General features: G+C 54.0%; 23 protein-coding genes. 12 read left to right on the forward strand and 11 right to left on the reverse strand.

Annotated elements, in window-relative coordinates; translation table 11 throughout:
* Complete coding sequence (locus VMS83_RS09155) at positions 1-2,829, forward strand: DNA topoisomerase I (protein ID WP_325412042.1); 2,829 nt, start codon at positions 1-3, stop codon at positions 2,827-2,829.
* 9 nt (positions 2,830-2,838) lie between these two features.
* On the opposite strand, the gene VMS83_RS09160 is transcribed toward VMS83_RS09155, so the two are convergent.
* Positions 2,839-3,204, reverse strand: coding sequence for a response regulator (locus tag VMS83_RS09160; protein ID WP_325412044.1), 366 nt, complete (start codon positions 3,202-3,204; stop codon positions 2,839-2,841).
* 172 nt (positions 3,205-3,376) lie between these two features.
* Between VMS83_RS09160 and VMS83_RS09165 the strand changes: the two genes are divergently transcribed.
* The 5 genes from VMS83_RS09165 to VMS83_RS09185 all read left to right on the forward strand — a co-directional run bounded on the left by VMS83_RS09165 (position 3,377) and on the right by VMS83_RS09185 (position 7,680).
* On the forward strand, positions 3,377-4,063 hold the full coding sequence (locus VMS83_RS09165; protein ID WP_325412046.1) for a phosphoglycerol geranylgeranyltransferase: 687 nt from the start codon (positions 3,377-3,379) through the stop codon (positions 4,061-4,063).
* A 6-nt stretch (positions 4,064-4,069) separates the two neighbouring features.
* A complete protein-coding gene (locus VMS83_RS09170) occupies positions 4,070-4,843 on the forward strand; it encodes an RNA methyltransferase (RefSeq protein WP_325412048.1) in 774 nt (257 codons plus the stop codon).
* Positions 4,844-5,107: 264 nt separating this feature from the next.
* Positions 5,108-5,629, forward strand: coding sequence for an OsmC family protein (locus VMS83_RS09175; RefSeq protein ID WP_325412050.1), 522 nt, complete (start codon positions 5,108-5,110; stop codon positions 5,627-5,629).
* 24 nt (positions 5,630-5,653) lie between these two features.
* Entirely contained in the window at positions 5,654-6,934 is a 1,281-nt protein-coding gene (locus VMS83_RS09180; RefSeq protein WP_325412052.1) for a double-cubane-cluster-containing anaerobic reductase, read from the forward strand.
* On the forward strand, positions 6,931-7,680 hold the full coding sequence (locus VMS83_RS09185; protein ID WP_325412054.1) for an acyl-CoA dehydratase activase: 750 nt from the start codon (positions 6,931-6,933) through the stop codon (positions 7,678-7,680). The genes VMS83_RS09180 and VMS83_RS09185 overlap by 4 nt, the downstream gene beginning before the upstream one ends.
* Before the next feature lie 128 nt (positions 7,681-7,808).
* On the opposite strand, the gene VMS83_RS09190 is transcribed toward VMS83_RS09185, so the two are convergent.
* Together VMS83_RS09190 and VMS83_RS09195 are read right to left on the reverse strand one after the other, a co-directional pair.
* Positions 7,809-9,032 carry a DsrE family protein gene (locus tag VMS83_RS09190; protein WP_325412055.1) on the reverse strand — a complete coding sequence of 408 codons (1,224 nt, stop codon included), beginning with the start codon at positions 9,030-9,032 and terminating at the stop codon, positions 7,809-7,811.
* A 205-nt stretch (positions 9,033-9,237) separates the two neighbouring features.
* Positions 9,238-9,810, reverse strand: coding sequence for a hypothetical protein (locus VMS83_RS09195; RefSeq protein WP_325412057.1), 573 nt, complete (start codon positions 9,808-9,810; stop codon positions 9,238-9,240).
* Between the two features lie 89 nt (positions 9,811-9,899).
* Between VMS83_RS09195 and VMS83_RS09200 the strand changes: the two genes are divergently transcribed.
* Together VMS83_RS09200 and VMS83_RS09205 are read left to right on the forward strand one after the other, a co-directional pair.
* Positions 9,900-10,775 (forward strand): 4Fe-4S binding protein, encoded by an 876-nt coding sequence (locus tag VMS83_RS09200; protein ID WP_325412059.1) that lies wholly within the window; start codon positions 9,900-9,902, stop codon positions 10,773-10,775.
* A 112-nt stretch (positions 10,776-10,887) separates the two neighbouring features.
* Positions 10,888-11,115 carry a KTSC domain-containing protein gene (locus VMS83_RS09205; protein WP_325412061.1) on the forward strand — a complete coding sequence of 76 codons (228 nt, stop codon included), beginning with the start codon at positions 10,888-10,890 and terminating at the stop codon, positions 11,113-11,115.
* A 132-nt stretch (positions 11,116-11,247) separates the two neighbouring features.
* Here the strand turns inward: VMS83_RS09205 and VMS83_RS09210 are convergent, their stop codons facing one another.
* Positions 11,248-11,514 (reverse strand): rubredoxin, encoded by a 267-nt coding sequence (locus tag VMS83_RS09210; protein ID WP_325412064.1) that lies wholly within the window; start codon positions 11,512-11,514, stop codon positions 11,248-11,250.
* Positions 11,515-11,669: 155 nt separating this feature from the next.
* Between VMS83_RS09210 and VMS83_RS09215 the strand changes: the two genes are divergently transcribed.
* From VMS83_RS09215 to VMS83_RS09225, 3 genes are read left to right on the forward strand one after another with little or no spacing between them, the layout of a single operon-like run.
* A complete protein-coding gene (locus VMS83_RS09215; RefSeq protein ID WP_325412066.1) occupies positions 11,670-12,839 on the forward strand; it encodes an aminotransferase class V-fold PLP-dependent enzyme in 1,170 nt (389 codons plus the stop codon).
* Positions 12,826-13,194 (forward strand): hypothetical protein, encoded by a 369-nt coding sequence (locus VMS83_RS09220; RefSeq protein WP_325412068.1) that lies wholly within the window; start codon positions 12,826-12,828, stop codon positions 13,192-13,194. Before VMS83_RS09215 ends, VMS83_RS09220 begins: the two co-directional genes overlap by 14 nt.
* Before the next feature lie 8 nt (positions 13,195-13,202).
* Positions 13,203-13,778 (forward strand): class I SAM-dependent methyltransferase, encoded by a 576-nt coding sequence (locus tag VMS83_RS09225; RefSeq protein WP_325412069.1) that lies wholly within the window; start codon positions 13,203-13,205, stop codon positions 13,776-13,778.
* Between the two features lie 77 nt (positions 13,779-13,855).
* Here the strand turns inward: VMS83_RS09225 and VMS83_RS09230 are convergent, their stop codons facing one another.
* The 7 genes from VMS83_RS09230 to VMS83_RS09260 form a co-directional block, all read right to left on the reverse strand.
* On the reverse strand, positions 13,856-14,656 hold the full coding sequence (locus VMS83_RS09230) for a formylmethanofuran dehydrogenase subunit C (protein ID WP_325412071.1): 801 nt from the start codon (positions 14,654-14,656) through the stop codon (positions 13,856-13,858).
* 11 nt (positions 14,657-14,667) lie between these two features.
* Positions 14,668-16,377, reverse strand: coding sequence for a formylmethanofuran dehydrogenase subunit A (locus VMS83_RS09235; RefSeq protein WP_325412073.1), 1,710 nt, complete (start codon positions 16,375-16,377; stop codon positions 14,668-14,670).
* A complete protein-coding gene (locus VMS83_RS09240; protein WP_325412075.1) occupies positions 16,378-17,703 on the reverse strand; it encodes a formylmethanofuran dehydrogenase subunit B in 1,326 nt (441 codons plus the stop codon).
* A 6-nt stretch (positions 17,704-17,709) separates the two neighbouring features.
* On the reverse strand, positions 17,710-18,120 hold the full coding sequence (locus VMS83_RS09245) for a molybdopterin dinucleotide binding domain-containing protein (RefSeq protein WP_325412077.1): 411 nt from the start codon (positions 18,118-18,120) through the stop codon (positions 17,710-17,712).
* 24 nt (positions 18,121-18,144) lie between these two features.
* Positions 18,145-18,408 carry a 4Fe-4S binding protein gene (locus tag VMS83_RS09250; RefSeq protein ID WP_325412079.1) on the reverse strand — a complete coding sequence of 88 codons (264 nt, stop codon included), beginning with the start codon at positions 18,406-18,408 and terminating at the stop codon, positions 18,145-18,147.
* A 370-nt stretch (positions 18,409-18,778) separates the two neighbouring features.
* Positions 18,779-19,714 (reverse strand): MBL fold metallo-hydrolase, encoded by a 936-nt coding sequence (locus VMS83_RS09255; protein ID WP_325412081.1) that lies wholly within the window; start codon positions 19,712-19,714, stop codon positions 18,779-18,781.
* A 60-nt stretch (positions 19,715-19,774) separates the two neighbouring features.
* Positions 19,775-20,791 carry a DsrE family protein gene (locus tag VMS83_RS09260; RefSeq protein ID WP_325412083.1) on the reverse strand — a complete coding sequence of 339 codons (1,017 nt, stop codon included), beginning with the start codon at positions 20,789-20,791 and terminating at the stop codon, positions 19,775-19,777.
* Positions 20,792-21,238: 447 nt separating this feature from the next.
* Here VMS83_RS09260 and dcd point away from each other — a divergent pair, with 447 nt between their 5' ends.
* Entirely contained in the window at positions 21,239-21,838 is a 600-nt protein-coding gene (gene dcd, locus VMS83_RS09265; protein ID WP_325412085.1) for a dCTP deaminase, read from the forward strand.
* Positions 21,839-21,863: the final 25 nt, after the last annotated feature.

Consider the following 21,863-nt stretch of genomic DNA (forward strand, 5'->3'; position numbering starts at 1 on the left):
GTGCACCTGATCGTTGCAGAAAAGAACATCTCGGCCCACAGGATCGCCGAGATCCTTGCCGGGGGCCACAGGATTGCCGAGAAAAAAGATGCAGGGGTCTCGACCTACAGTTTCGGCGATACAACCACAGTAGGGCTGCGCGGCCACGTGGTCGAGGTCGATTTCGAACCCGGTTACGAAAACTGGCGGAGTGAGGAGTACACCCCCCGCAGCCTGATCGATGCAAAGACCATCAAGGTGCCCACTGAAAAACGGATAGTCTCCCTCCTCCAGAAACTGGCCCGTCATGCCGACCGGGTCACCATTGCCACCGATTTTGATACCGAGGGGGAATTGATCGGAAAAGAGGCGTACGAGCTGGTCCGTGCCGTCAACCGTGACGTAAAAATTGACCGGGCCCGGTTCTCCGCGATCACGCCGCAGGAATTAAAGACTGCCTTCACCCATACAACGGACCTCGACTTCGCGCTTGCAGCGGCAGGAGAGGCACGACAGTCCATAGATCTCATGTGGGGAGCGTCCCTGACACGGTTCATCTCGCTTGCCGCACGCCGCGGGGGCAACAATATCCTCTCGGTGGGCCGGGTGCAAAGTCCCACACTCTCCATGATCGTTGACCGGGAAAAAGAGATCGAGAAATTCGTCCCGGAGAAGTACTGGCAGCTGGGCCTGCTCACGGAAAAGGCGGGCGAACCGATCGAGGCCCGGCACACGAACGGCCGGTTCAAGGACCAGAAAGCAGCAGAACTTGCCCGTGATCACACGAAGGAACCGCTTGTTGTGACCGAGGTTAAGGAAGGGACCAAGCAGGACCGATCTCCCTCCCCGTTCGACACCACCACGTACATTGTCGCGGCCGCGCGACTGGGTTTTTCTGCAGCAAATGCGATGCGGATCGCCGAAGAACTGTACATGAATGGGTACATCTCGTACCCGAGGACGGACAATACCGTCTATCCGGCATCCTTGGATCTCAATGGCGTGCTTGCCACAATCCGGAATTCCCCGTTCAAAAAAGATGTGGAATGGATCATCGCACACCGGCGGGCTGAGCCAACCCGGGGAAAGAAGTCATCCACAGACCACCCTCCAATCTATCCGACAGGAGTTGCAACTCGTGAAGGGATCGGGGACGACGCATTCCGGATTTACGAGCTGGTGCTCCGCCGGTTCCTGGCGACCCTTGCCCCGGATGCGCTCTGGCAGACCATGAAAGTGAACTTCGATGCCGGCGGGGAATCGTACACAACAACCGGCGGTCGACTGCTCGAACCGGGCTGGCACACAGTTTATCCGTTCTCCGAGGCAAAGGAGATGATCCTCCCGGTCTTTGTCACCGGCGAGAGACTGCCGATCCGGAAGGTCAATCTCGATGAGAAGGAGACCCTTCCTCCTGCCCGGTACACACAGAGCAAGCTCATCCAGAGAATGGAAGAACTTGGCCTTGGTACCAAGAGTACGCGGCATGAAGTGATCGCAAGGCTCGTCTCCCGCAAATATATCGAAGGCAATCCCCTGCGGCCGACCCTTGTGGGCCGGGTAGTGACCGAGGCGCTGGAACAGAACGCCGATACGATCACCAAACCCGAAATGACCCAGACCATTGAGTCGCACATGCAGCAGATAAAAGAGAGCAAGCGGACCCGCGACGATGTGATTGCGGAATCGCGCAGCATGCTGCATAAAGCATTTGACCAGCTCGAGGCAAACGAGCAGGTGATCGGTAACGATATCCGGGATCGCACAGCAGAGGAACTCAACCTTGGCCGTTGCCCTGCCTGTGGCGGGACGCTTGCGATCAAGCACATGCGGGGATCAACCCAGTTTATCGGCTGTTCGCGGTACCCGGAATGTACGTTCAATATCGGTCTCCCGGTTACCCAGTGGGGCTGGGCGGTCCGCACCGACGATGTCTGCGACAAGCACCACCTCCATTTTGTCCGCCTCGTCAGGAAAGGTGCCCGACCCTGGGACATCGGGTGCCCGCTCTGCCACCACATCAGTTCCAACGCAGAGTCCCTTACCGAGATCCCGTCCATGAACGAGGTTCTGCTTGAAAAGGCCCGGGCCCTCCATATCTACACGGTGGCTGAGATCGCGCGAAGCGAATCTGACTCCCTGGCAAAAAAACTCGACCTGCCCCTGGAGACAGCGCAGAAACTCAAAAAAGAAGCCGGAGAGGTTCTGGAAAAACTGCGCCGGCGTTCCGAGTGCCGCAAGTTTATGCGGAATCACCTGATCCCGCGTAAGGGGCGCAGTTACGCAAAGATCATGGAAGCGCTTGGAAAGGCCGGGGTGACTGATCTTGCAAGTCTTGCCCGGGCAAATCCCGTGACACTCCAGCAGGCTGGTATCAGCGAGAGCGAAGCCCGCGACCTCCTTGCAGAGGCCCGGATTACCTATAATGGCCAGCTCCTCAAGGAGACCGGCATCCCTCCGGTGAGCCTGAAAAAGTACATGGCGGCAGGTGTTGCAGGCCCGGAGGATTTTGTGGCGCTGGGCCCGGAGAAGCTTGCACAACTGACCGGTATGAGCAGCGGTACCGTAAACCGTCACCTGACACTTGTCTGCGAATACCTGCACCGGCCCGTACCGGTTGCCATCCCCAAAGCCCGGCTTGAGAAAGGAAGAAAGGAGCTGCTCTCGGTCAAAGGACTGACAGCAGCTGTGGCGGACAAACTTATCGGGACAGGTGTCTTCAACGGTGAGGCCCTGATCGCAGCGGATGCGCATAAAATTGCTGCTGCTACAGACCTCGATGAAGAGAAGATCCGGGGTTATCAGGCACAGATGCGGAAAAAAAAGGAGAATGCTGTTATCCGGATATGAGAAAAACCATTATTTCAGGACGAGCTCGATAGCCACCCTGAGATCGTTATCATCGAAGGGTTTTATGATAAATCCGTCAGGCTTGGTTTCGCGCGCCCTCTCTACGGTGGGACCGTCAGAATGGGATGTTACATAGATCACCGGGATGTTGAACCCTTTTTTAATCATCTTTGCGGTCTCAATACCATCGAGTTCCCCTTTCAGGTTGATGTCCATCAGAACAACTGACGGTTTGAACTTTACCACCATCTCCATGGCTTCAGCACCGGAGACAGCCCGGCCGCAGACCTGGTAACCCAGGTTGTTTAAGCGCCATTCAGCGATCTTTGCGATAATATCGTCATCTTCTACGAGAAGAACCGGTTTTCCGCTCATGGTTTTTTCTTCCCTCGTTATGTATCACTATGAGCGGATCATGACATATGGTTATCCATTCACCCGCCTTTGGGTGAAATCGATCCCACAAGTGAGATTGCTGTTGCCGGCGTTTTTCCTTGCAGTACGCCGGTTTATTGGGATCCACGACCTATCTGTTTCTGATACTGACATGAAGTGGAAAGACTGGGTGCATGTGACCAAACTCGACCCGGATAAGCAGCTCAGGCCCGGGGATATTGATGCCATTGCTGCGAGCGGCACTGATGCCCTGATGCTCTCTGGAACCCTGAACGTGACAAAAGAGAACCTACTCACCCTTCAGAAGCAGATCGCGCAGTATGACCTGCCCCTTGTTATGGAACCCGCAGGTCCTGAGGCAGTGCTCGTTGAAGGTATTGAATATCTCTTTGTTCCGAGCGTGATGAATACAACCGACGTGCAGTGGATTGTCGGCAAGCACCGGTTCTGGGTTCAGCAGCAGGATGGCAGGATCCCTTGGGACCGGGTGGTTCCCGAGGCTTATATCGTCCTTAACCCCGCCTCATCTGTGGGAAAAGTGACAAAATCCATCTGCGACCTCAGGCCCCCTGAGGTGGCTGCATACGCCGCTGTTGCTGACCGGTATTTCCATTTCCCGATCGTGTATGTTGAATATTCCGGCACGTATGGCGATCCAGCGGTCGTGAAAGCAGCAGCCGGGGCGACTGACCGGGCGATCCTCTACTATGGCGGAGGGATCAACTCAGCAGAGAAAGCAGCTGAAATGGGTAAGTATGCCGATACCATCGTTGTGGGAAACGCGGTATACGACCAGGGCGCTTCTGTCCTGAAAGCGACGGTAGACGCAGTCCAGTAAATTGTTATGCCTGAGATCGACATCGTGCTCGTGGCTCCTCTCTACGAGGGAAACGTGGGTTTTGCCGCACGGGTGATGAAGAACTTCGGGTTTGCCCGGCTGGTGCTTGTCGATCCCTGCCCACTTGGTGAGGAAGCCAAAGGCCGGGCCTCCCACGCGCAGGATGTCCTGAAAAATGCGGAGATCTGCACGATCGAGGATGTTTTTGCCCGGAGCAGCATCGTGGTAGCCACCACGGGACAGGTGAGCAAATCTGTCTGCACGCCGATGAGGATGCCGTTTTATTCTCCCCGCGAACTGCGCGAACGGATCGGCGCTGGTGAAGGGAGGGTTTCCATTCTCTTTGGGCGGGAGAACTGGGGGCTCAATAATGACGAAGTGAAACGCAGCGATATGATCTGCACGATCCCGACTTCTGATGAATACCCTATCATGAACCTCTCCCATGCAGTCGGTATTGTCTGCTATGAGCTTGCCAGTCTCCCTCTTCCGCAGTACCGGCTTGCCACCCCCTATGAGATGGGGCATCTTTACCGCCACATAGACCGGTTCCTGGATTCGGTGCACCACCCGCCCTTCAAGCGCGAGAACACGATGATCATGATCCGGCGCATTTTAGGGAGGGCCGGCCTGACAACCCGGGAGGCAAGCACGGTCCACGGCCTCCTGCGCCGGACCGAGTGGCATGTGGATCCCGATGCGCTCGATCGGGAAAAAGAGGCGCAGCGTCAGCATAAGGACCGGTACCCCGATCCCGAAAATAAGCCGGGCGAAGATTGACTGGACATCATAATTCGGGAAATTTAGGTCATTTTCCGGAACTTCTTATTATCCGGATCGGTTCGATCCATAACGTTTCCTGAGATCTGATCTTCTGGTGGGGGTACTCGGTTCACCTCGATCTTTGGTCTTCCTCTTTATACTCTGGCTACTCCGTGTATCCTTAGGTTTTCAGATGAATGTAAAGTCTAATCTCTCATTTTATCTCCGTATTTACTAAAAGTTTTTAACCTATCCAATCATAATTTCATTAGGTGTTAACTCGTGGGTCTGAATAATATCGACACCAAGCAAGTAGCAGAATACAAAAAAGAGATCCAGAACAACCCGGCAGAGGCAACATTCACTGCCAGGATCGAGGGGGACTGGCTTTTTGAAGAGGGTGGACCGCAGTTCCGCTCGCAGGTCAAGGTAAAGGACGGCACCTACACAATGGAAGCCTGTCACCCGAACTTCGCCGGCCCGGCCAGCCGTCCTGGCCCGATGGCTTTTGGTCTCTTCTGGTTTGCCGCATGTTTCTCAAGCACCTTTGTGACCGAAGCCTCGATGCGGAACATCCGTCTGAACAGCGTAAAGACGCGGGTCGAGGCGGATCTCGATTACACCGCGCAGTTCGATCTCGGGAAGCAGCCATTAGTGAATGGATTCCGTGTCTTTATGGATGTCAAAGGTGATGTTACCGAGGCCCAGCTCAAGGATCTCAAGGATTACTCCCTTACGCACTGCATGGGCATGTTCACCATTCAGCATGCCATCCCCCTGAAAGCCGAAGTAAAAAAGATCTAACATTAAAAAGGCAGGTTGTATATCATGGCAGATTATACGGAAATGTGGAAATCACTGGGTATTGATTTAAAAAACCACGATGCACTTCTCGCAGGTCTGGGTCAGGCATACACGGATATCTTCCTTTCCCAGGAAAACCGCCCCGAAGGGATGAAGTACTTCGATTTTGTGATGAGCGAGGTTCATGGGCTCCGGATCAAGGAGCTTGTTGACGCAAAGGCACAGGGCCGGAAAGTGATCGGATCCTACTGCGTCTTTGTCCCGGAAGAGCTCGTCCTTGCAGTCGATGGAGTTGCAGTCGGCCTGTGCGCCGGTGCAGAACTGGGCTTTGAAGCGGCTGAGGCGCTGCTTCCCCGGAATACCTGCTCGCTTATCAAGTCCATGTTCGGGTTCAAGCTCGGGAAGCTTTGCCCCTATGTGGAGTCCTGCGATGTGATCGTGGGTGAGAATACCTGCGACGGCAAGAAGAAGGCCTATGAGATCTTCAGACCTCTCGTAAAGGATCTCTACGTCATGGATCTTCCGCAGACAAAGAGCGAGACCGGCCGACTGGTTCTCAAAGAGGAGTACCGCAAGTTTATTGCAAAACTCGAAAAAGAGAGCGGGAAGAAAGTCACCGTCCAGTCACTTAAGAAAGGCATTGAGATCGTCAATGCAAAGCGGAAGGCGATGATCCGGCTTGCTACACTTCGTGCGGCCGACCCGGCCCCGATCTCGGGACTTGACGCCCTCCTGATCAATCAGGTTTTCTTCCATGACGACCCGGTCCGGTTCACCGACTCGGTCAACAAGCTCTGTGACGAGCTGGAGCAGCGGGTAAAAGACCACAAGGGTGTCTTCCCCAAGGGAACAACACGTGTCATCATATCCGGATGCCCGATGGCTGTCCCGAACTGGAAGCTGCCGATGCTCATTGAGACCAGCAATGCCGTAATCGTGGGCGAAGAGTCCTGTGTTGGGGAACGGGGCACCCGGTGGCTTACCGAAGTTAAGGGTGACACCGTGGAAGAACTGCTCGATGCCATAACTGATCGATATTTCAATGTCGACTGTGCAGTCTTCACACCGAATCCATCACGGGTTAACTATGTGAAGGAGATGACAAAAAAACTCCATGCTGATGGTGTCATCCATTACAGCCTGCAGTTCTGCCAGCCTTATATTATCGAGAGTGGCCCGGTAGAAAAGGAACTGGAAAAATCGCACATCCCGACCCTGCGTCTCGAGACCGATTACAGCCAGGAAGACGTTGGGCAACTTAAGACACGGATCGAGGCATTTAACGAACGCCTGAAACGAAAATGAGATACGCGGGAATCGATATCGGTTCACGGACGGTAAAACTTGCCGTGATCGAAGATGGCAGGCTCGTCCTCTCCCGCAAATCAGTAACCTCGCACAACCCTCTGGGGATCGCACACGAACTCCTGGAGGGTGTGGACTATGACCGGGTCACTGCCACCGGATACGGGCGTCACCTGATCAAAGGGCATCTCAACTGCCCGGTGGTAAGCGAGATCACGGCGTTTGTCCGGGGTTCCCGCTTTTTTTCTGAAGATTGCGAATCGGTCCTTGATATCGGTGGCCAGGATACTAAGGCAATCTCTCTTGGCAAAGAGGGTAACCTGTGCAAGTTCGAGATGAACGACCGGTGCGCAGCCGGGACCGGCCGGTTCCTTGAGGTCATGGCAACCGTGCTTGGTTTTACGTTGGAAGAGTTCTCTGCTGCCGCCCTTTCAGCAAAAAGGGCAGAGAAGATCAACAGCATGTGCACGGTCTTTGCCGAGTCCGAGGTGGTATCCCTTGTTACCCAGGGTGCGGACAGAAACGAGGTTGCCCTTGGGATCCACAAGGCGATTATCAGCCGTGCTGCGGGGCTCTTAAAACGTGTCGCTCCTGAGGGGAGGATCTTTTTTGCCGGGGGTGTTGCGCTGAATAACTGCGCACGGAATCTCCTCGAAAATGAAACGGGCAGGCCTGTTTTTGTGCCCCCCGATCCCCAGATTGTCGGGGCCGTCGGGGCAGCACTGAGCGCATTGGAAAACGGTTAGTTTTGGCGGGGTTGTTCAGCATGAAGGGGGATATCTCCCTCGATAAAGCTCATGTTCAAGGGAACAGGAGAAAGGTATAGGGTCAGGCCGGATCGATCCCCGGGATCCTTTCTGTCAATTGCGGGTTATTAAAAAAACAGGATTCTCTGGTGGTTTGCCACGATACCGGTTGGCGGGAAGAAGAGAAGGTTGCCGAGATCTGAACTTCCCACCGGGATCACCCCGGTCAGTTTGGGATTTTTACGCATATTCCGTGCCTGGAGAGAGGGCGTATAGGCGAAAAACTGAAGATTTTCACTCCCCGATGCAGCGTCAACAACCTCCTGCAGGTTAACGCAGTGCGGTCTGTTATTGCAGGAGTGGGTACCTGACAGGGTATAAACACCATCTTCGATGAAGATAACACGGGTCTGGATCTCCTTTGTTGCACACGCGAGGGCAAAAGAGAGTGCGCCTGAAGCATACTCTGAGCCATACGGGTGACGGGTGATGAGGATATTTACCGGGGGAACCCTCCACTTCTCATCGAAGCTCAGCCCGGGCCGGATTGTCTCTTTTTTTATGGCCACGGATCCACAGTTTTCGGCAAGGATGATATGGTTGCTCCTGAAATGCGCGGCGATCTCGTTTGCCGTCCGGATCCTGACAGGCCTGATGGTACAGGCCGGGACCAGCGCCTCTTTACCCTTTTCGTGCGTGCAGTACCCCCGTGCAGATGCACAATGGACACTGGACATGATCTGACCGTGCAGACCGCGTTTTCCCGCCCGCTCTTCAAGATTGTCCAGTCCCTCTCCGACATTTTCCCCGTCCAGCGGGGCCTGGCCCTGGTGCCCGGTATGGATCCCGTCAAGGTAGCAGTAGAGGTCCCAGGATGCATGGGATTCGAGTGCCGCACCGAGACACTGGAGCAGGGTACCCGAAGACTGGTACATATACGGGGAGGCCATGTGGAGATACCCAATGGTGCTTGGGATCGGTTGTTCATGCTGGCGGGCATATTTCATGACATCCTTCCAGAACGAGGGTTTCCCGTTGAGCGCCAGGCTGTTATGGGTAATGACAAGATCCGGGTTTTTCATCTTGAGGTGTTCGACCGTAATACCCCGGAGGGCGAGTTCTTCCTGGTCGCAGACAATCTTTATTGAGGGCAGGGAAAAGATACTCTCCCAGATCTCGATGGATTCCGGCATCTGGAGGCTGTACAGGGCGTCACCGGTTAAAAAAAAGATGAATACTGCCTCGCGCTCATGCGTGGTATGGCGGAAACTCTGGGGATTGAGTTTCAAAAAATAAAATTTCAGGAGCTCATCGATCCAGCCGAGCCGCTCCACCGTGAGTGTGTCCCTCAAAAGAAAAAAATGTACAGTCATGCAGGGATACTGATGATTGGAAATCACGTTATTTATCTATTATGTTCTGCCGTGAGCCCAGATTTTTTGTTAATGTTATTAATAATCCTCCTTTTTAATCGAAAGTAATCATCGTACCTTGAAAGACGGTGGAGAACTACAACCGGGAAAGGAACTTTCGTTTCCCGATCCCAAAGAAAAAAAATTATTCGTGAGAATCGCTGTCCATCTGCTCACGGACTTCATCGACATGGAGGACCATATCGAAAGCCGGTCCGGTGAGACAATAACCCTGTTTGTCGAGTGCATAAACCGGAAACTTTGCGAGGTCGTCCGGTACCGGCCGGGCCGTGAGTTTCTTGAAATTGATCAGATCACGGGGATTCAGGCCGATCTTGTCGCAGAGTTCGCTGAGTTCTTTTATCCAGCGTTTTAAGTCCCGCACATCAGAACCATCCCACTTGAAGATCTGGTAGATCTTCATGTATGCATCCCGCTCAAGGATGATATGGGTGGAGGTCTTGTCGGATTTGAGGTAGAAGTCAAGGAACGTCCGGACATCCTTGATCTGCTGGGCGTTCTCATAGGAAACAGCCCGAAACTCCTTGATGAATTCGTTGAACTCTTCCGGGGTAAGGCTCTGGCTCAGTGTTCCGATCTCCTTGGAGAGTTCCTTGAGATCATCTTCGACGTCCCTGAGCTCATTGATCATGTCCTCAAATTTCTGGTTGAGCTCCACCCCGAAAAAAGCCTCCATGTATTCGGACTGCTTCGGCATAATTGTACTATACTAGGTGACTGAATAGTATAATCGTTAGTACTTTGACAATGTCTATCCGTTCGTACGGCTAACCATTTGACCATACTATGCCACGCCGAAGCCAACGGGTCAACCAGGACCTCTATACAAGGGGAGGGATCATCACCGAATGCGACCCCGACTTCTGTATTGTCAGGCTCCGCATGCCGGCGGGTATGATCTCCCCTGAACAGCTGAAGGGACTCGGGGAGGTAGCCACCCGGCACGGGATTGGGAAGATCCATCTCACCACCCGCCAGACCATGGAACTCCCGCATGTGGAGACTTCAAAACTCGAAGCGCTTGTCGATGATCTCGCCCGTAATGGCACACCGCTTGGTGCCGAACGGGAAGAAGTCGTGAACGTAACCGCGTGCCTGGGTACCCGGCACTGCAAGTTTGGCATCATTGACAGTGTGGGCCTTGCCGAGGAGATCGATAAGAAGTTCTTCGGAAAGGAACTGCCGGTGAAGGTGCGGATCGCCATCTCCTCCTGCCCGAACGGCTGCGAGAGTGAGCGGCTCAACGAGATTGGGATCACCGGTATCCAGCGGCCGATCCGCGACCCCGGGCTCTGCACCGGCTGCGGCACCTGCACCAACTACTGCCGTGAAAAGGCGATCAGTGTACAGGACGGGATTGTTGTCCTCCAGCAGAACTTATGTATGGAATGCGGGTTCTGCATCAAGCCCTGCCCGTTCCACCTCATCCGGGGCACCGACCCGGAGTACCGCATTACCGTGGGTGGCCACCGGGGCCGGCATCCGAAGATGGGCCGGCACTTGATCGATGTGAAGACGCAGGAGGATGTGATCCGGGTCGTGGACAAGATTATCTACTGGATTTACCGGCAGGCTTCGTCAGGCTCGCTGCTGCCCGAGCAGCTGGACGAGCTTGAGTTCGATGAGTTCAAGAAGACCATTGTGAAAATGATTGAAGGATAATCCTTTTTTCATTTCTTATTCCTGTTTTCATACTTCGGCAAACATTTATCGTCCCGCAGGAAAAAAGGTCGGCATTCACAACCTTCCCGGTTGTGCATGGAGGATGTGTGCAATGAGTATCGTATGGGACAGACATGTTTCGAACGGGATCCGTGAACTGGGGTATGACATACAGAACAAGCAACTGGTTGTGGTCTTGCCGGGCGGGGTGCGGAGATATTATGCGCCGGTGCCCTATGACGTGTACAGTGCCCTTTTTCATGCTACCTTCCCTGAGCGGCTGTACCAGGAGACCATTGAAGGGAAGATCCCCCGTATAGAAGTGGCAGGATACCAGTAAATCCTGCACTCCCGGCCCGTTCGTGTGATCGGCTAAGCCCGTCCTAGCACTGGCGCCGGTTGACAGGAACCGGTTTTTGGAGAACCACCGGTATGAACCTTCAAACAGAAAAAAAGGGAAACAAAAAGTACTTCAGTAGCTGATCGTCCGCATGGCACGGAGGGTGTCGGGCTCCATCTTGCGGAAGTAGGACTTGGGGTGACCGCAGGAGGGGCACTTCCAGTCAGCAGGAAGGTTGGCAAAGTCCGTGCCGGCCTTGATCGGCTGGGCCGCCATAACCTTACCCTCATACTCTTCCATCCTGTCCGTGTTGACCAGGATCGTGTTGTTGAATGCCTTGGTCTCACCGATTGCCGGGTCATAGATATGACCGCACATCATACACACATACTTATCCATCGTGATAACCTCGTGTTATTCGCCTGCACTCAGGTATGTACACTATTGTCATTCACCACCATATTAGCGTATTGAAATATTACAGACCACGAATGCTCCTACCCCCTAGATTCATGGCAAAAGAACCAAATCGGACCATGACCTAATTGGTAGCAATGGCAGGGAACACGGAAGCAGGCGGACCCCCTCTCATCTACCTCAACAATGCGGCAACGAGCTGGCCAAAACCGCACGAAGTCCTTGAGGAAGTTGCCCGATGCCTGCAGACACCCTTTTTCGAGCTCGGGCGATCAACGGCCGGGGGAATCACGGATTATCCCTCGGCAACCCGGGATGCCCTTGCCGGTCTTCTCCATGCAGGGGAGCCCGGTCATTTCATCTTCACCGGGAGCGCAACGGATTCCCTTAACCTGCTCATCCACGGGTTTGTGAAAAAAGAGAAAAAACCGTTCCATGCGATCACAACAGAACTGGAGCACAACTCCGTTCTCCGCCCCCTGCATTCCCTTGCCGGAGAAGGGCACCTCTCGCTTTCCGTGGTGCCGTTCCAGGAGGGGCATGTCACGCTCCATGAGATCAAAAAGGCAATCCGGCCCGAGACCCGGCTCGTGGTCATGACACACGGGAGCAATGTGCTTGGCTCCCTGCAGGATATCCGGCCCATTGCGGAATACTGCAGGGCCAATGATATTTTCCTTGTTGTTGACGGCGCCCAGACTGCGGGGCAGGTTCCCATCAACCTGTCAGCAATTCCCGCCGGTGCATTTGTCTTTACCGGACATAAAGCACTCTTCGGGATTCCCGGCATTGGCGGGTTTTACCTCAATGACCCGGAAGCGATCGCGCCGGTACGGCAGGGCGGGACCGGCACGGATTCGCATCTGCTTTCCCAGCCGGTGGATATGCCGCAGAAGTTTGAGACCGGCACGCCGAATTATCCCGGTATTGCATCACTCCTTGCCGGCATCCGGTATATCGAGCGGGAAGGCGTGGATACAATCGCCCGAAAGTGCAAAGATCTCTTATTCCTCTTCATTAAGGAGATCAAAAGAAACCCGGATATTCTCCTTTACACCCCGGCTCCTGACCTCCCGGTGGTCTCCTTTAACATACGGAACCTGAATAACGATGAGACCGGTTACATCCTCGGAAAGGCGTACAACATCGTGACAAGGACCGGCCTCCACTGTGCCCCGCTCGTTCACGACCGGATCGATTCCGGCAAAGGCTGCGTGCGGGTGAGTTTCTCCCACCTTACAACACCGGAGGAGTGCCTTGTGGCAGCAGGTGCAGTGCGGGAGGTGGCCGAGGGTGCGGATCGTTAAATCCGTCCAGACCAAGGTCTGCGTCGATGGCTCCCTGATGAAAGAATATATCCTCGATGAACCTCTCACCCCTGCATTCCTGGCATTTCTCCGGTCATTCGGGACCGTCAAAGAATATCCCCACATGAAGCGGCCGTACTTCTCCTTCGAGCAGGAGTATTTTATCTCCATCAAGGGATTTGCCGGAGACACCAGTGTCGAAGTACGGTACCGGAAAGAATCCATCGATCTGATCTCGGACTACTTCCACCTCCTTCTCTTCTACTCCCGTGATGGTGAACAGGGTATCCGGAAGATGCACGGAATCACAGACTCCATCCGGGAGAGGATGAATATCCGGCAACCCAAGGGGTGACAGGCGGGATGGATGCCTCTCGTTTTGTCTTCAAACGGTACGCGGGGGAGTACGATCACTGGTTTGAAACACACCCGGCAATCTACCAGGAGCAGCTCGCGCTCCTGATGCGCGTTCTGCCTGAAGGGAGGATGAAGCTCGAGGTTGGCGTTGGCTCCGGGAGGTTTGCTTCCCGTCTTGGCATCCGGCACGGGCTCGATCCTTCGCCCTCCCTCAGCGCCCTTGCAAATAAGCGGGGAATCGAAACAGTGCAGGGCGTGGGGGAATTTTTGCCCTACCGGGCCAACACCTTCGACTGCATTCTCATGATGACGGTCATCTGTTTCATGGACGATCCTGCCCGTTCGTTCAGCGAAGCCTTCCGGGTGATACGGCAGGGAGGAATTCTTGTGACTGCGTTCCTGGAAAAGGGAGGCGGGATCGCAAAAAGGGAAGGAGTGCCGGAGCATCAGGGCCGGTTCCTGAAGTTTGCAACGTTCTTTACGGTTGATGATGTGACCGGGATGCTTGCTGCTGCAGGTTTTTCCCGGGTTTCCCCTGAACGGGACCTGCAGGGTCTCTGTATCCTGATCGCACAGAAATAACTAGACAGGAACGCCGAATCTAAAAAAAAGTGGTGAGGGGAAATAATCCCCCCTCGTGTGTGACGGTTGTTTAAAAATTATTTTTTCATGTAAAGGTGGCCGTAAACGGTCTCGCCCTTTCGCTTGGGGTGGCGTTCCCCAAGATCGCCGATATAATCGACAAATTTCGCCTTGGTGCCGTCAACTTCGAGTTCAACTTCCCCGGCAGGCTTGTAGCCGGGCATCATGACGTTGACGGTGCCAAAGACATAGATCTCACCCTTGACCAGCTGTCCGCCGACACGGCGGTTTGCATTGCCCTTGAGTATGATCTTGCCTCCTTCCATGTGGGTACCGAGGTGGATGTCGACACTTCCCTCGATGATGAGTGTGCCACCGGTCATGAAACTGGCAACATCCGAGCCGGCATTGCCCTTCACGCGGAGGACGCCACCGCTCATACCTCTCCAGTCGCCACGGTAGGCTGCGCCAAGGTAGTTTCCGGCGTTGCCGTTGATGGTGAACTCGCCGCCCGCCATTGCAAGGCCGCAGAAGGAATGGACATCACCATTGACGGTGAGTTTCCCTCCCTTCATCCAGCTGCCGGTATACATATCGCAGGCAGAGTTGACAACCATCTCGCCGGCGGTCATCTTCGCACCGAGATACTTCATCTTCGTGCAGTCGCCGTTCACGACGATTTTCGTGTCTGCCGCCGTTGCCCCGGCTTCTCCGGTGATGGTAAAGAAGTCACCGAGCGTCTCGATCTCCTTTCCCTGGTATGCAGGAAGTTTTGCGATCTCGTCGACAGTCTTGCCGGCAAAAACGTCAGGGATGACCTTCTCGCATTCCAGGTAGAGTTCCGGTTGCTTTTTTATTGTGAGTGTAACCGTGTTCATGTCTTTTCACCTCACGCCTGGGTTGCATCCACGCTGATGATGTGCTGGTGCGGTGCATAGCTTTCGGGAACCGGGTAGTTGTTCTCGTTCACGCTGTAGTAGCGGAGGAACTTCTCCCTGATATCATGCATGACCTGCTTGTTTTCGTTGACCTTGGCGTCCACCCAGAAGGTCTGCTTGTGACCCATGTCGACGACTTTGCCGCCTTCAACGCAGATCTTCCCATCCTTGAAGAGGTAGGCGACCTGGGCAAATGCCTTCTCGATCTCGGGTCCGGTCGACGGGAATTTGTCCGGGTTGATGTTGTAGATGGCGATGTCTGCGTTCATGCCGGGCTTTAAGCCGCCGTAGTCCTTGGAAAGGCCCAGGCATTTTGCCGGCCCAGCGCGGGTCATGGCTGCCAGCTCGTAGAGCGTGATCTCGCGGTCGATGTTTGCGATGTTTGTGGCACCGATGACCTTGTCGGCTTTTTTGAAGGAGTTGAGCAAATCGTCACGGACCTTCTTGCTCATGAGCCATGAGTAAACACGCGGGTAGCGGGTGAACGGTCCTGCATTCGGGTGGTCAGTGGTGATGAAACAGCGCATCGGGTCCTTTGCATAGAGTGGAATTTCAAGCCCGACTGCCCACTGGGAGCAGAAGACGGCGTTGCTTGGGTCGTAGATGAACGGCACGATACCCGCTGCGGTTTCAAGCTCCACGTCCACGTTAAACCACTTTAAGTGGTTGATGCTGTGAAGGTGGTGCTCGAACGGACCATCCGCAGTCATTGTGGTGGTCTCGTCAAGGGTGACGTTACCGGTATCGATGGTCAGGTTCTTCTGCTTGTTGACGTAGTCCATGACCTCCTTTGCACCGGACTCAAAGTCGCCCCAATTCGTACCCTTATAAGAATGGAACTGGAGGTGCGTGGAGTGCAGGACCTGCTCGCGGCCGAAGTTGTTCGTGGCCTTCATCCCTTCTGCAAGTGCCAGTGATTCGATCGTGGTCTTGTAGTTACCGGGATTGCCGAGGTCATTCTGGTGGAGGTGCATCGAGTGCGGGAGACCGAGGTACTCGTTTGCCTCGATCAGGCCCTTGATGATCTCTGCCGGTGTGATGTCAAAATACGGGACCGGGTCGCGGATGGTGAGGCAGTTCAGTCCCCATGCCCAGGCTTCCGTGCCGCCGGGATTGACACACTTGACCCCATAGCCCTTGGTCTGGCGTAGGATCCATGCAATGTAGGCCGCGGTGTTCTCGACCTCATGGTTCTTGAGGTACTCAAGGATGAACCAGTTGTTCCCGAAGACCGGGAGTGCCGCCTCATCGATGATGGGGGTGTCGTGGATCTCCTCGTGGACATGCCTTGCGTAGAGCGGGGGCATGGCGGCTTCCATGGCAAACGTGAATCCCATGCGGGCGTACTCGTAGCCGGTCTTGAAGACCGTCGGAATGGACTTGCCTCCCTCAATTCTTGTAATGCCGGGTGTCTTATGGGAGTCAAAATGCTTGTCTTCGGGGCGGTACCAGCGGCCTGCGTTGACCTTGGGGCCTGCCACGTGGGCGTGAACCTCGATGGCACCTGCCATGACGGTCTTGCCCTTGGCATCAATAATTTTTGCGCCGGAGCTGACATTGTCGACGATCTTGCCATCCTTGACGGCAATGTCCTTCTTGTCGCCCTTGATTCCTTGGGTCGGGTCAAAGACGTGGCCGTTCTTGATGAGATATTCAGACATTTACGCGCCTCCCTGTGCGAGAAGTTCGTCAACACGGTTGTTGATCTTCGTCAAGAGTTCTTCGTCCGTGAGCACGCCCTCTGGCGGGTCGACAACCTTACGGGTCTCGATCGGAACGTTGTCCATACGATAGGCGCAACCGCCGACTTCGACACCGACAAGGGCAACCGGGATATGGAGATCCGAGATCTCGGTCGTGCAGTTGATATGCGGGTCGATGGTGACGGTCGGTTTTCTTGAACTGCTGATCATTGCATTGACCGGGAAGTGTGCGCCGGGGTCGGTCGCAATATAGAAGCAGGCTTCAACTTCGTTTCTGTTCAGGAGATCAACAGAGGTCGTCTCTCCGGTCTGGTGACGTGCCTGGTCCCTCCGTGAGAGATCAACTGCATACGGGAACCCGTACTGCCAGCCGAGCACCTGGCCGGAACCGGTAACGTTCCAGTGACCCCTCATGGCCATGATCGCAGCTTTTGTAAAGTCGTTTAAGTCACGGGTCAGGTTGATGGCGATATCGATGTTGTGGTTCCTGCCCATGGTGTGGGTAAGGCCCATACCGAAGAAGATGATAACGAACCGGCCCTGTTTGAGATCCTCTACAATTTCGTAGATCTTCTCTTTGGGTACACCGCCGACAGTGTCAGGGAGTACTTCGCCGCGGGCTGCGGTCCTGAAGGCGTTAAGAAGTTCGTAGTCAAAGCCCTGCTGGACCTGGATGAACTCGTCAGCACATTTTGCGGTATCGGTGTACCGGCAGTCAACGCAGTAGATCTTCCGGCCCTTGTGGCCTTTGACCGTGAAGAATCCACGCGGGAAGATCGAGTACCGGGACATGTGGCGGGGGTGGGCGTGTGCCGGGTTGCAGCCCCAGAAGATAACACGGTCGGCACGGTTCTTGACTTCACCAAGGGTACAACTCGGGACACCGACATCTTCGATGGCAATAAGCGAGGAGCCGTGGCAGACGGTTGCGCAGTTGTCCACGATACAACCGGTCTTTTCTGCAATTTCGTGGCCGATATTCATTGCCTGACAACTGGTGGATGCCCAGCCATACATCAGAGTCTTTCGTGACTTGACGAGCATCTTTGCTGTCCAGTCGATTGCCTCGTCGTAGGTGATCTCCTTGTATGTCCCGTCAGCCTGTCTCATCCGCGGGCGCTTGACACGACCCGGGAGGCGCTGGTGGTTGAATTTTTCTGAACCAATTGCACACGCGTTCTTGACACCAAGGATCGTCTTGTTGTCATCGGATACAGTGACGACGAGATCATCGCACAGGGTACCGCAGAACGGGCAGATAACATCAGTTACTTCTTTTGGCATCCTTCATCACTTCCTGATAAGTCCGCAGGCGTCCTGCAATACTTCAATCGCACCAAAAATCCGTTCGTTTGCAGCAACCTCGACATCAGCAGGGAATCCCTTGAAACAGGGTTCTCCCGTGGAGAATGTGTATGCCGGAACTATCCGGTTTGCCCAGGGGCCCATTGGGATATGGGCCAAGCCCGGAACGAGGTCCTCGCGTGTTTCGACTGCCTTTAATATAACACTCCCGACAGAGCTGGTGACACGCACATTGGTATTCCTCCAGGCGCCCAGTCTCTTGAAATCCTCCGGGTGCATCTGGATGATCGTGCAGGCATCAAAGTACTTCTGGGAAGTCTTGCCAGCCTCCATGCCCACACCCTGCTGAATGGTGCGGCATGTGATAATATTGAGGGTAATCTTTTTCTCGGCCATGATATCATCTCACTGGTCTTGCGGTCAACCGTTGACCAGTGATCCTCCTTCACCCTTTCCGGATAACTGGATTACATCATATGGGCATGCTTCTACGCATACGCCACAACCGGCACATAGTTCAGTCTTGACATCAAGACTCACTGAAACACCGTCCTGGACCTGGTAGATCTTTTCTCTGGTCACGGGATCAAGTGTGAACAGTTCCAGTGCATTCACCGGGCATGCAGTAACGCAGTTACCACAGCCGGTACACCGGTTTACGTTGACATGAACTGAAAACGCCATACTTATCACACACAAACAATTGATGGAATCAAAGTTCCTAATCCAACGGTTGCCCGGAAACAGTAATTAAACGTTGTTATGTTTGCAGTTGGTAAACCGTAATATTTTAACGATATTTTATTTTTTATATGGATGTTTAACTCACGAGATAATTTTTCTTTCAATATTGACCTACGATGAGAGCAGGATCCGGTTTTTTGGGCGTTCTCCCCGAATTATTTTCCAATATTTTTCTTGTAAAATAATTATTGGATCTGTCATACCTGCCGGAACGGTAAAAATCACGCCAACGCGCGAATCTGGTTCGGATTCCATTACGGCAATCAGATTTCTTACCTTTCGTTTGCCGCAAGTTAATTTCAATAAATAGTTAAAAGATATATGTTGTCCCCACCGTATTCAGGATACCTGCTTTGGGAAATGCAGAGAAGAACCGGTTGATTGCTTCCCACCCGGTGCAGTGCATAGGAACGAGGTATTCCGGATTTATCTGTTTCATGGCTTCAACGGTGGGTGCAATGACCGGTTCGAAGAGCGGCCCGGTCAGATGGAACCCGCCCAGCACCGCATAAACGCAATCAACACCAGTAACCTTCTGTGCATACCGGATTGTGTTGATTATCCCGGCATGGGCACACCCGCTGATGACAACAAGGCCCTTACCCTTGATATTGATAACCAGACCCTGGTCGTCCAGTATCTGATCCGGTATCCATTTCCCCCCTACGTGTGCCTCCATACCCGGGAAACCCTTTTCAAATTCCACCGTCCGTTCAATCGCACCGGTAACAAGCAGGTGACCGGATGCAAGAAGCGAGGGCCCGGGACGTTCAAGAATGGCAGCCCCGTCTTTTTTCAGGCTGACGGGATCGAGCCGGGGGAGATCGACAATTTTACCCTGACTTTTAAGCCTGCGGGAAAGGAATGCATCCGGATGGACGATGAGCGGCATCTGGTGCCCTACCCTGTGGAGAACTGCGGACAGTCCTCCGGTATGATCGAAATGGCCGTGACTCAGAACGATTGCTTCGGTCTGTGCAGGATCCATTCCCAGCTGGCACGCGTTATGAAGCATGCACCCGCACGAAAGACTGGTATCCATCAGAATAGTATGTTCCTTCCCGTTTGCGACGACTTTGATAAAGCAGGACAGGCCATGTTCTGCCAGGAGGGGCCTGTCCAGCGCAAACGGAGGCCTGTGGTCAACAGACTTCTGCGAAGGAACAAAGATATCCGTATAGTTGTCGACCAGCACGGTGATCTCTGCACGTTCTGCTTCACGGAGACGGGGAGCCTCATCAGTCATAACGATGTACTATATTGCGGACGGCCAGAAGAGGTTTTCCCGAAAGATGACTCTACCGGGTCAGAAAAACAGGATCCTCCGGCTGCTTTCTCCTGTGTCAGATGGGGCAAACAGCAGGGCTCCGAGTTCATCGAAACCAATCTCGGTCACTGCTGCAAGAGTTCCATTCTTTACCATCCCCCTTTTATGGAGTGAGGAGGCCAGAACAAAGAACTGCAGGTTCTCGCTTCCGGAAAGGCGGGAGATCAGCTCGGGCAGCGTAATGGCCCCGGATTCTCCTGGTGCCCGGTGTTCCCCGGTCAGAACAAAAATTCCTTCTTCCAGAAAGATCACGTGGGCCGGGATTCCCTCGTGGGCGCAGGCAACAGCAAGAGAGATCGCTCCATACGCATATTCCGTACTGTACGGGCTGTGGGTAATCAGGATAACGACCGCCGGGTCGTGAAGTAATGGAGAACCTGGATACGGATCTTTGACTTCATCATGGGATGCGTTATAGATGATGCCGGCGTTCTCTGAGAGCAGGAGATGGACATCCCTGCTCTGACGAATCAGGACACCCACATCCCTGATGTGCGAAGACTTGATGGCAAACGATGAACCGATCGTTCCCATGCCGTCATCCCAGGACTGGTATCCCCGTGCGCTGGCAGAATATCTGCTGCTTGTCACAGTACAGGGAATGTTTTTTTCTGCTGCTTGTTTTGCCAGCCTTTCGGTAGCCTCACCAAGGTTCTCCCTGTTTTCCGGGTTCTGGCCGGTATGAAAGATATGGCACCCATCAAGACAAGCATACAGGCTCACCCCGCAGCCGAGATTGAGCGCTGTCGTAAGACAACGGATTCCATATTCCGATGAAGGAAACATATAGGGTGATGAAATCTGCAGCCATCCGATCTGTGGAGGATGTTGCCGGCACCGGTCCCGTGCTGCTGATATGAGAGCAGTCCAGAATGAAGGGCTCCCTTTTTGGTCATCCCCCGGAAGAGTGGATATCTGATCCATGAACCGCTCCGGGAGCGGTTCCAGGGAGATGCCCCGGTGCTCCAGCGCATCGCGGTCGCAGATAATCTTCACCTGGGGTAACGACAACACTGATGCCCATATGTTCCTGGATTCAGCCTCATTGAGGCTGTAAAGGGCATCCCCGGTAAGAAAAATCGTACTGTCTGATCGTTTTTCAGATTCCGGGGTATCAGATGGGCGTTCACCCTGTTTTTTTTGATAATAAAATTTGAACGCGTGATCGATCCATGATAACCGCTCCTGTGCAAGAACCGTACTGAAGAAAAATACATTCGTGGTCATCGATGAACTATCCCCGGGGTGTATGTTCGTCCGGGATATTATCCTGTTTTACTTATAAAGCCCGACCTCCATGGCCCGGTCCCGGTTGAAATACCGGGGACTCTGTTGCACCTGCCATTTTCACAATTGTCAGGATCTCCTGAAAGTGTCCGGGGTGCGGTTTTCTTGGACTTTACCGGGAGTCCTTATCACCGATTACCACCAACCGGGTATCTCATGATTCTCGTTGACTGGCAGCTCCGGGACCGGATCACCCGGGGCCATATCAGGATCGATCCCTATGATCCTGCGCTTGTGCAGCCCAACTCGATCGATATCCGGCTCGGCAACCATTTTGTCTGGTATAACCCGGGTCCTCAGGTTATTGACCCGTACGACAAGGCGAGCGTAACTGCCGATGTGGGTGAAACCCATGCTGACGCATTTACCTTAAACCCCGGCCAGTTCGTGCTTGCCGAGACCCTGGAATGTATCGGTCTGCCTGATAACATTGTTGCCACTATCGAAGGCAAATCGAGTATTGCCCGGCTTGGTGTTACCCTCCACCAGACCGGCGGCTGGATCGACGCTGGTTTCCGGGGTACTATTACCCTTGAGATGGCCAATGTCAATGCACGGCCTGTCAGGGTCTACGCAGGTATGCCGGTCGGCCAGCTCGTTTTCTACACGACCGAACGGGCGGAGAGCCCGTACGACAAAAAGACCGATGCCAAGTATCTCGACCAGCGCCAGGCCACGCTCTCCCGGTACCCCGGGAACAAAAATAAGACCTGCGGGCAAAAATCCCCCCACCTGCCGGACAACCGGGGGCAATGAGGGTATATACCTTAAGAACTCATTT

Source organism: Methanoregula sp., assembly GCF_035543475.1.
Classification (GTDB): Archaea; Halobacteriota; Methanomicrobia; order Methanomicrobiales; family Methanospirillaceae; genus Methanoregula.

Excerpts from the sequence above, each read along its gene's own strand:
- VMS83_RS09160 (WP_325412044.1), bottom strand. The coding sequence starts at position 3,204 with ATGAGCGGAAAACCGGTTCTTCTCGTAGAAGATGACGATATTATCGCA.
- VMS83_RS09165 (WP_325412046.1), top strand. The coding sequence starts at position 3,377 with ATGAAGTGGAAAGACTGGGTGCATGTGACCAAACTCGACCCGGATAAG.
- VMS83_RS09170 (WP_325412048.1), top strand. The coding sequence starts at position 4,070 with ATGCCTGAGATCGACATCGTGCTCGTGGCTCCTCTCTACGAGGGAAAC.
- VMS83_RS09180 (WP_325412052.1), top strand. The coding sequence starts at position 5,654 with ATGGCAGATTATACGGAAATGTGGAAATCACTGGGTATTGATTTAAAA.
- VMS83_RS09185 (WP_325412054.1), top strand. The coding sequence starts at position 6,931 with ATGAGATACGCGGGAATCGATATCGGTTCACGGACGGTAAAACTTGCC.
- VMS83_RS09195 (WP_325412057.1), bottom strand. The coding sequence starts at position 9,810 with ATGCCGAAGCAGTCCGAATACATGGAGGCTTTTTTCGGGGTGGAGCTC.
- VMS83_RS09200 (WP_325412059.1), top strand. The coding sequence starts at position 9,900 with ATGCCACGCCGAAGCCAACGGGTCAACCAGGACCTCTATACAAGGGGA.
- VMS83_RS09205 (WP_325412061.1), top strand. The coding sequence starts at position 10,888 with ATGAGTATCGTATGGGACAGACATGTTTCGAACGGGATCCGTGAACTG.
- VMS83_RS09210 (WP_325412064.1), bottom strand. The coding sequence starts at position 11,514 with ATGGATAAGTATGTGTGTATGATGTGCGGTCATATCTATGACCCGGCA.
- VMS83_RS09215 (WP_325412066.1), top strand. The coding sequence starts at position 11,670 with ATGGCAGGGAACACGGAAGCAGGCGGACCCCCTCTCATCTACCTCAAC.
- VMS83_RS09225 (WP_325412069.1), top strand. The coding sequence starts at position 13,203 with ATGGATGCCTCTCGTTTTGTCTTCAAACGGTACGCGGGGGAGTACGAT.
- VMS83_RS09230 (WP_325412071.1), bottom strand. The coding sequence starts at position 14,656 with ATGAACACGGTTACACTCACAATAAAAAAGCAACCGGAACTCTACCTG.
- VMS83_RS09235 (WP_325412073.1), bottom strand. The coding sequence starts at position 16,377 with ATGTCTGAATATCTCATCAAGAACGGCCACGTCTTTGACCCGACCCAA.
- VMS83_RS09240 (WP_325412075.1), bottom strand. The coding sequence starts at position 17,703 with ATGCCAAAAGAAGTAACTGATGTTATCTGCCCGTTCTGCGGTACCCTG.
- VMS83_RS09245 (WP_325412077.1), bottom strand. The coding sequence starts at position 18,120 with ATGGCCGAGAAAAAGATTACCCTCAATATTATCACATGCCGCACCATT.
- VMS83_RS09250 (WP_325412079.1), bottom strand. The coding sequence starts at position 18,408 with ATGGCGTTTTCAGTTCATGTCAACGTAAACCGGTGTACCGGCTGTGGT.
- VMS83_RS09255 (WP_325412081.1), bottom strand. The coding sequence starts at position 19,714 with ATGACTGATGAGGCTCCCCGTCTCCGTGAAGCAGAACGTGCAGAGATC.
- dcd (WP_325412085.1), top strand. The coding sequence starts at position 21,239 with ATGATTCTCGTTGACTGGCAGCTCCGGGACCGGATCACCCGGGGCCAT.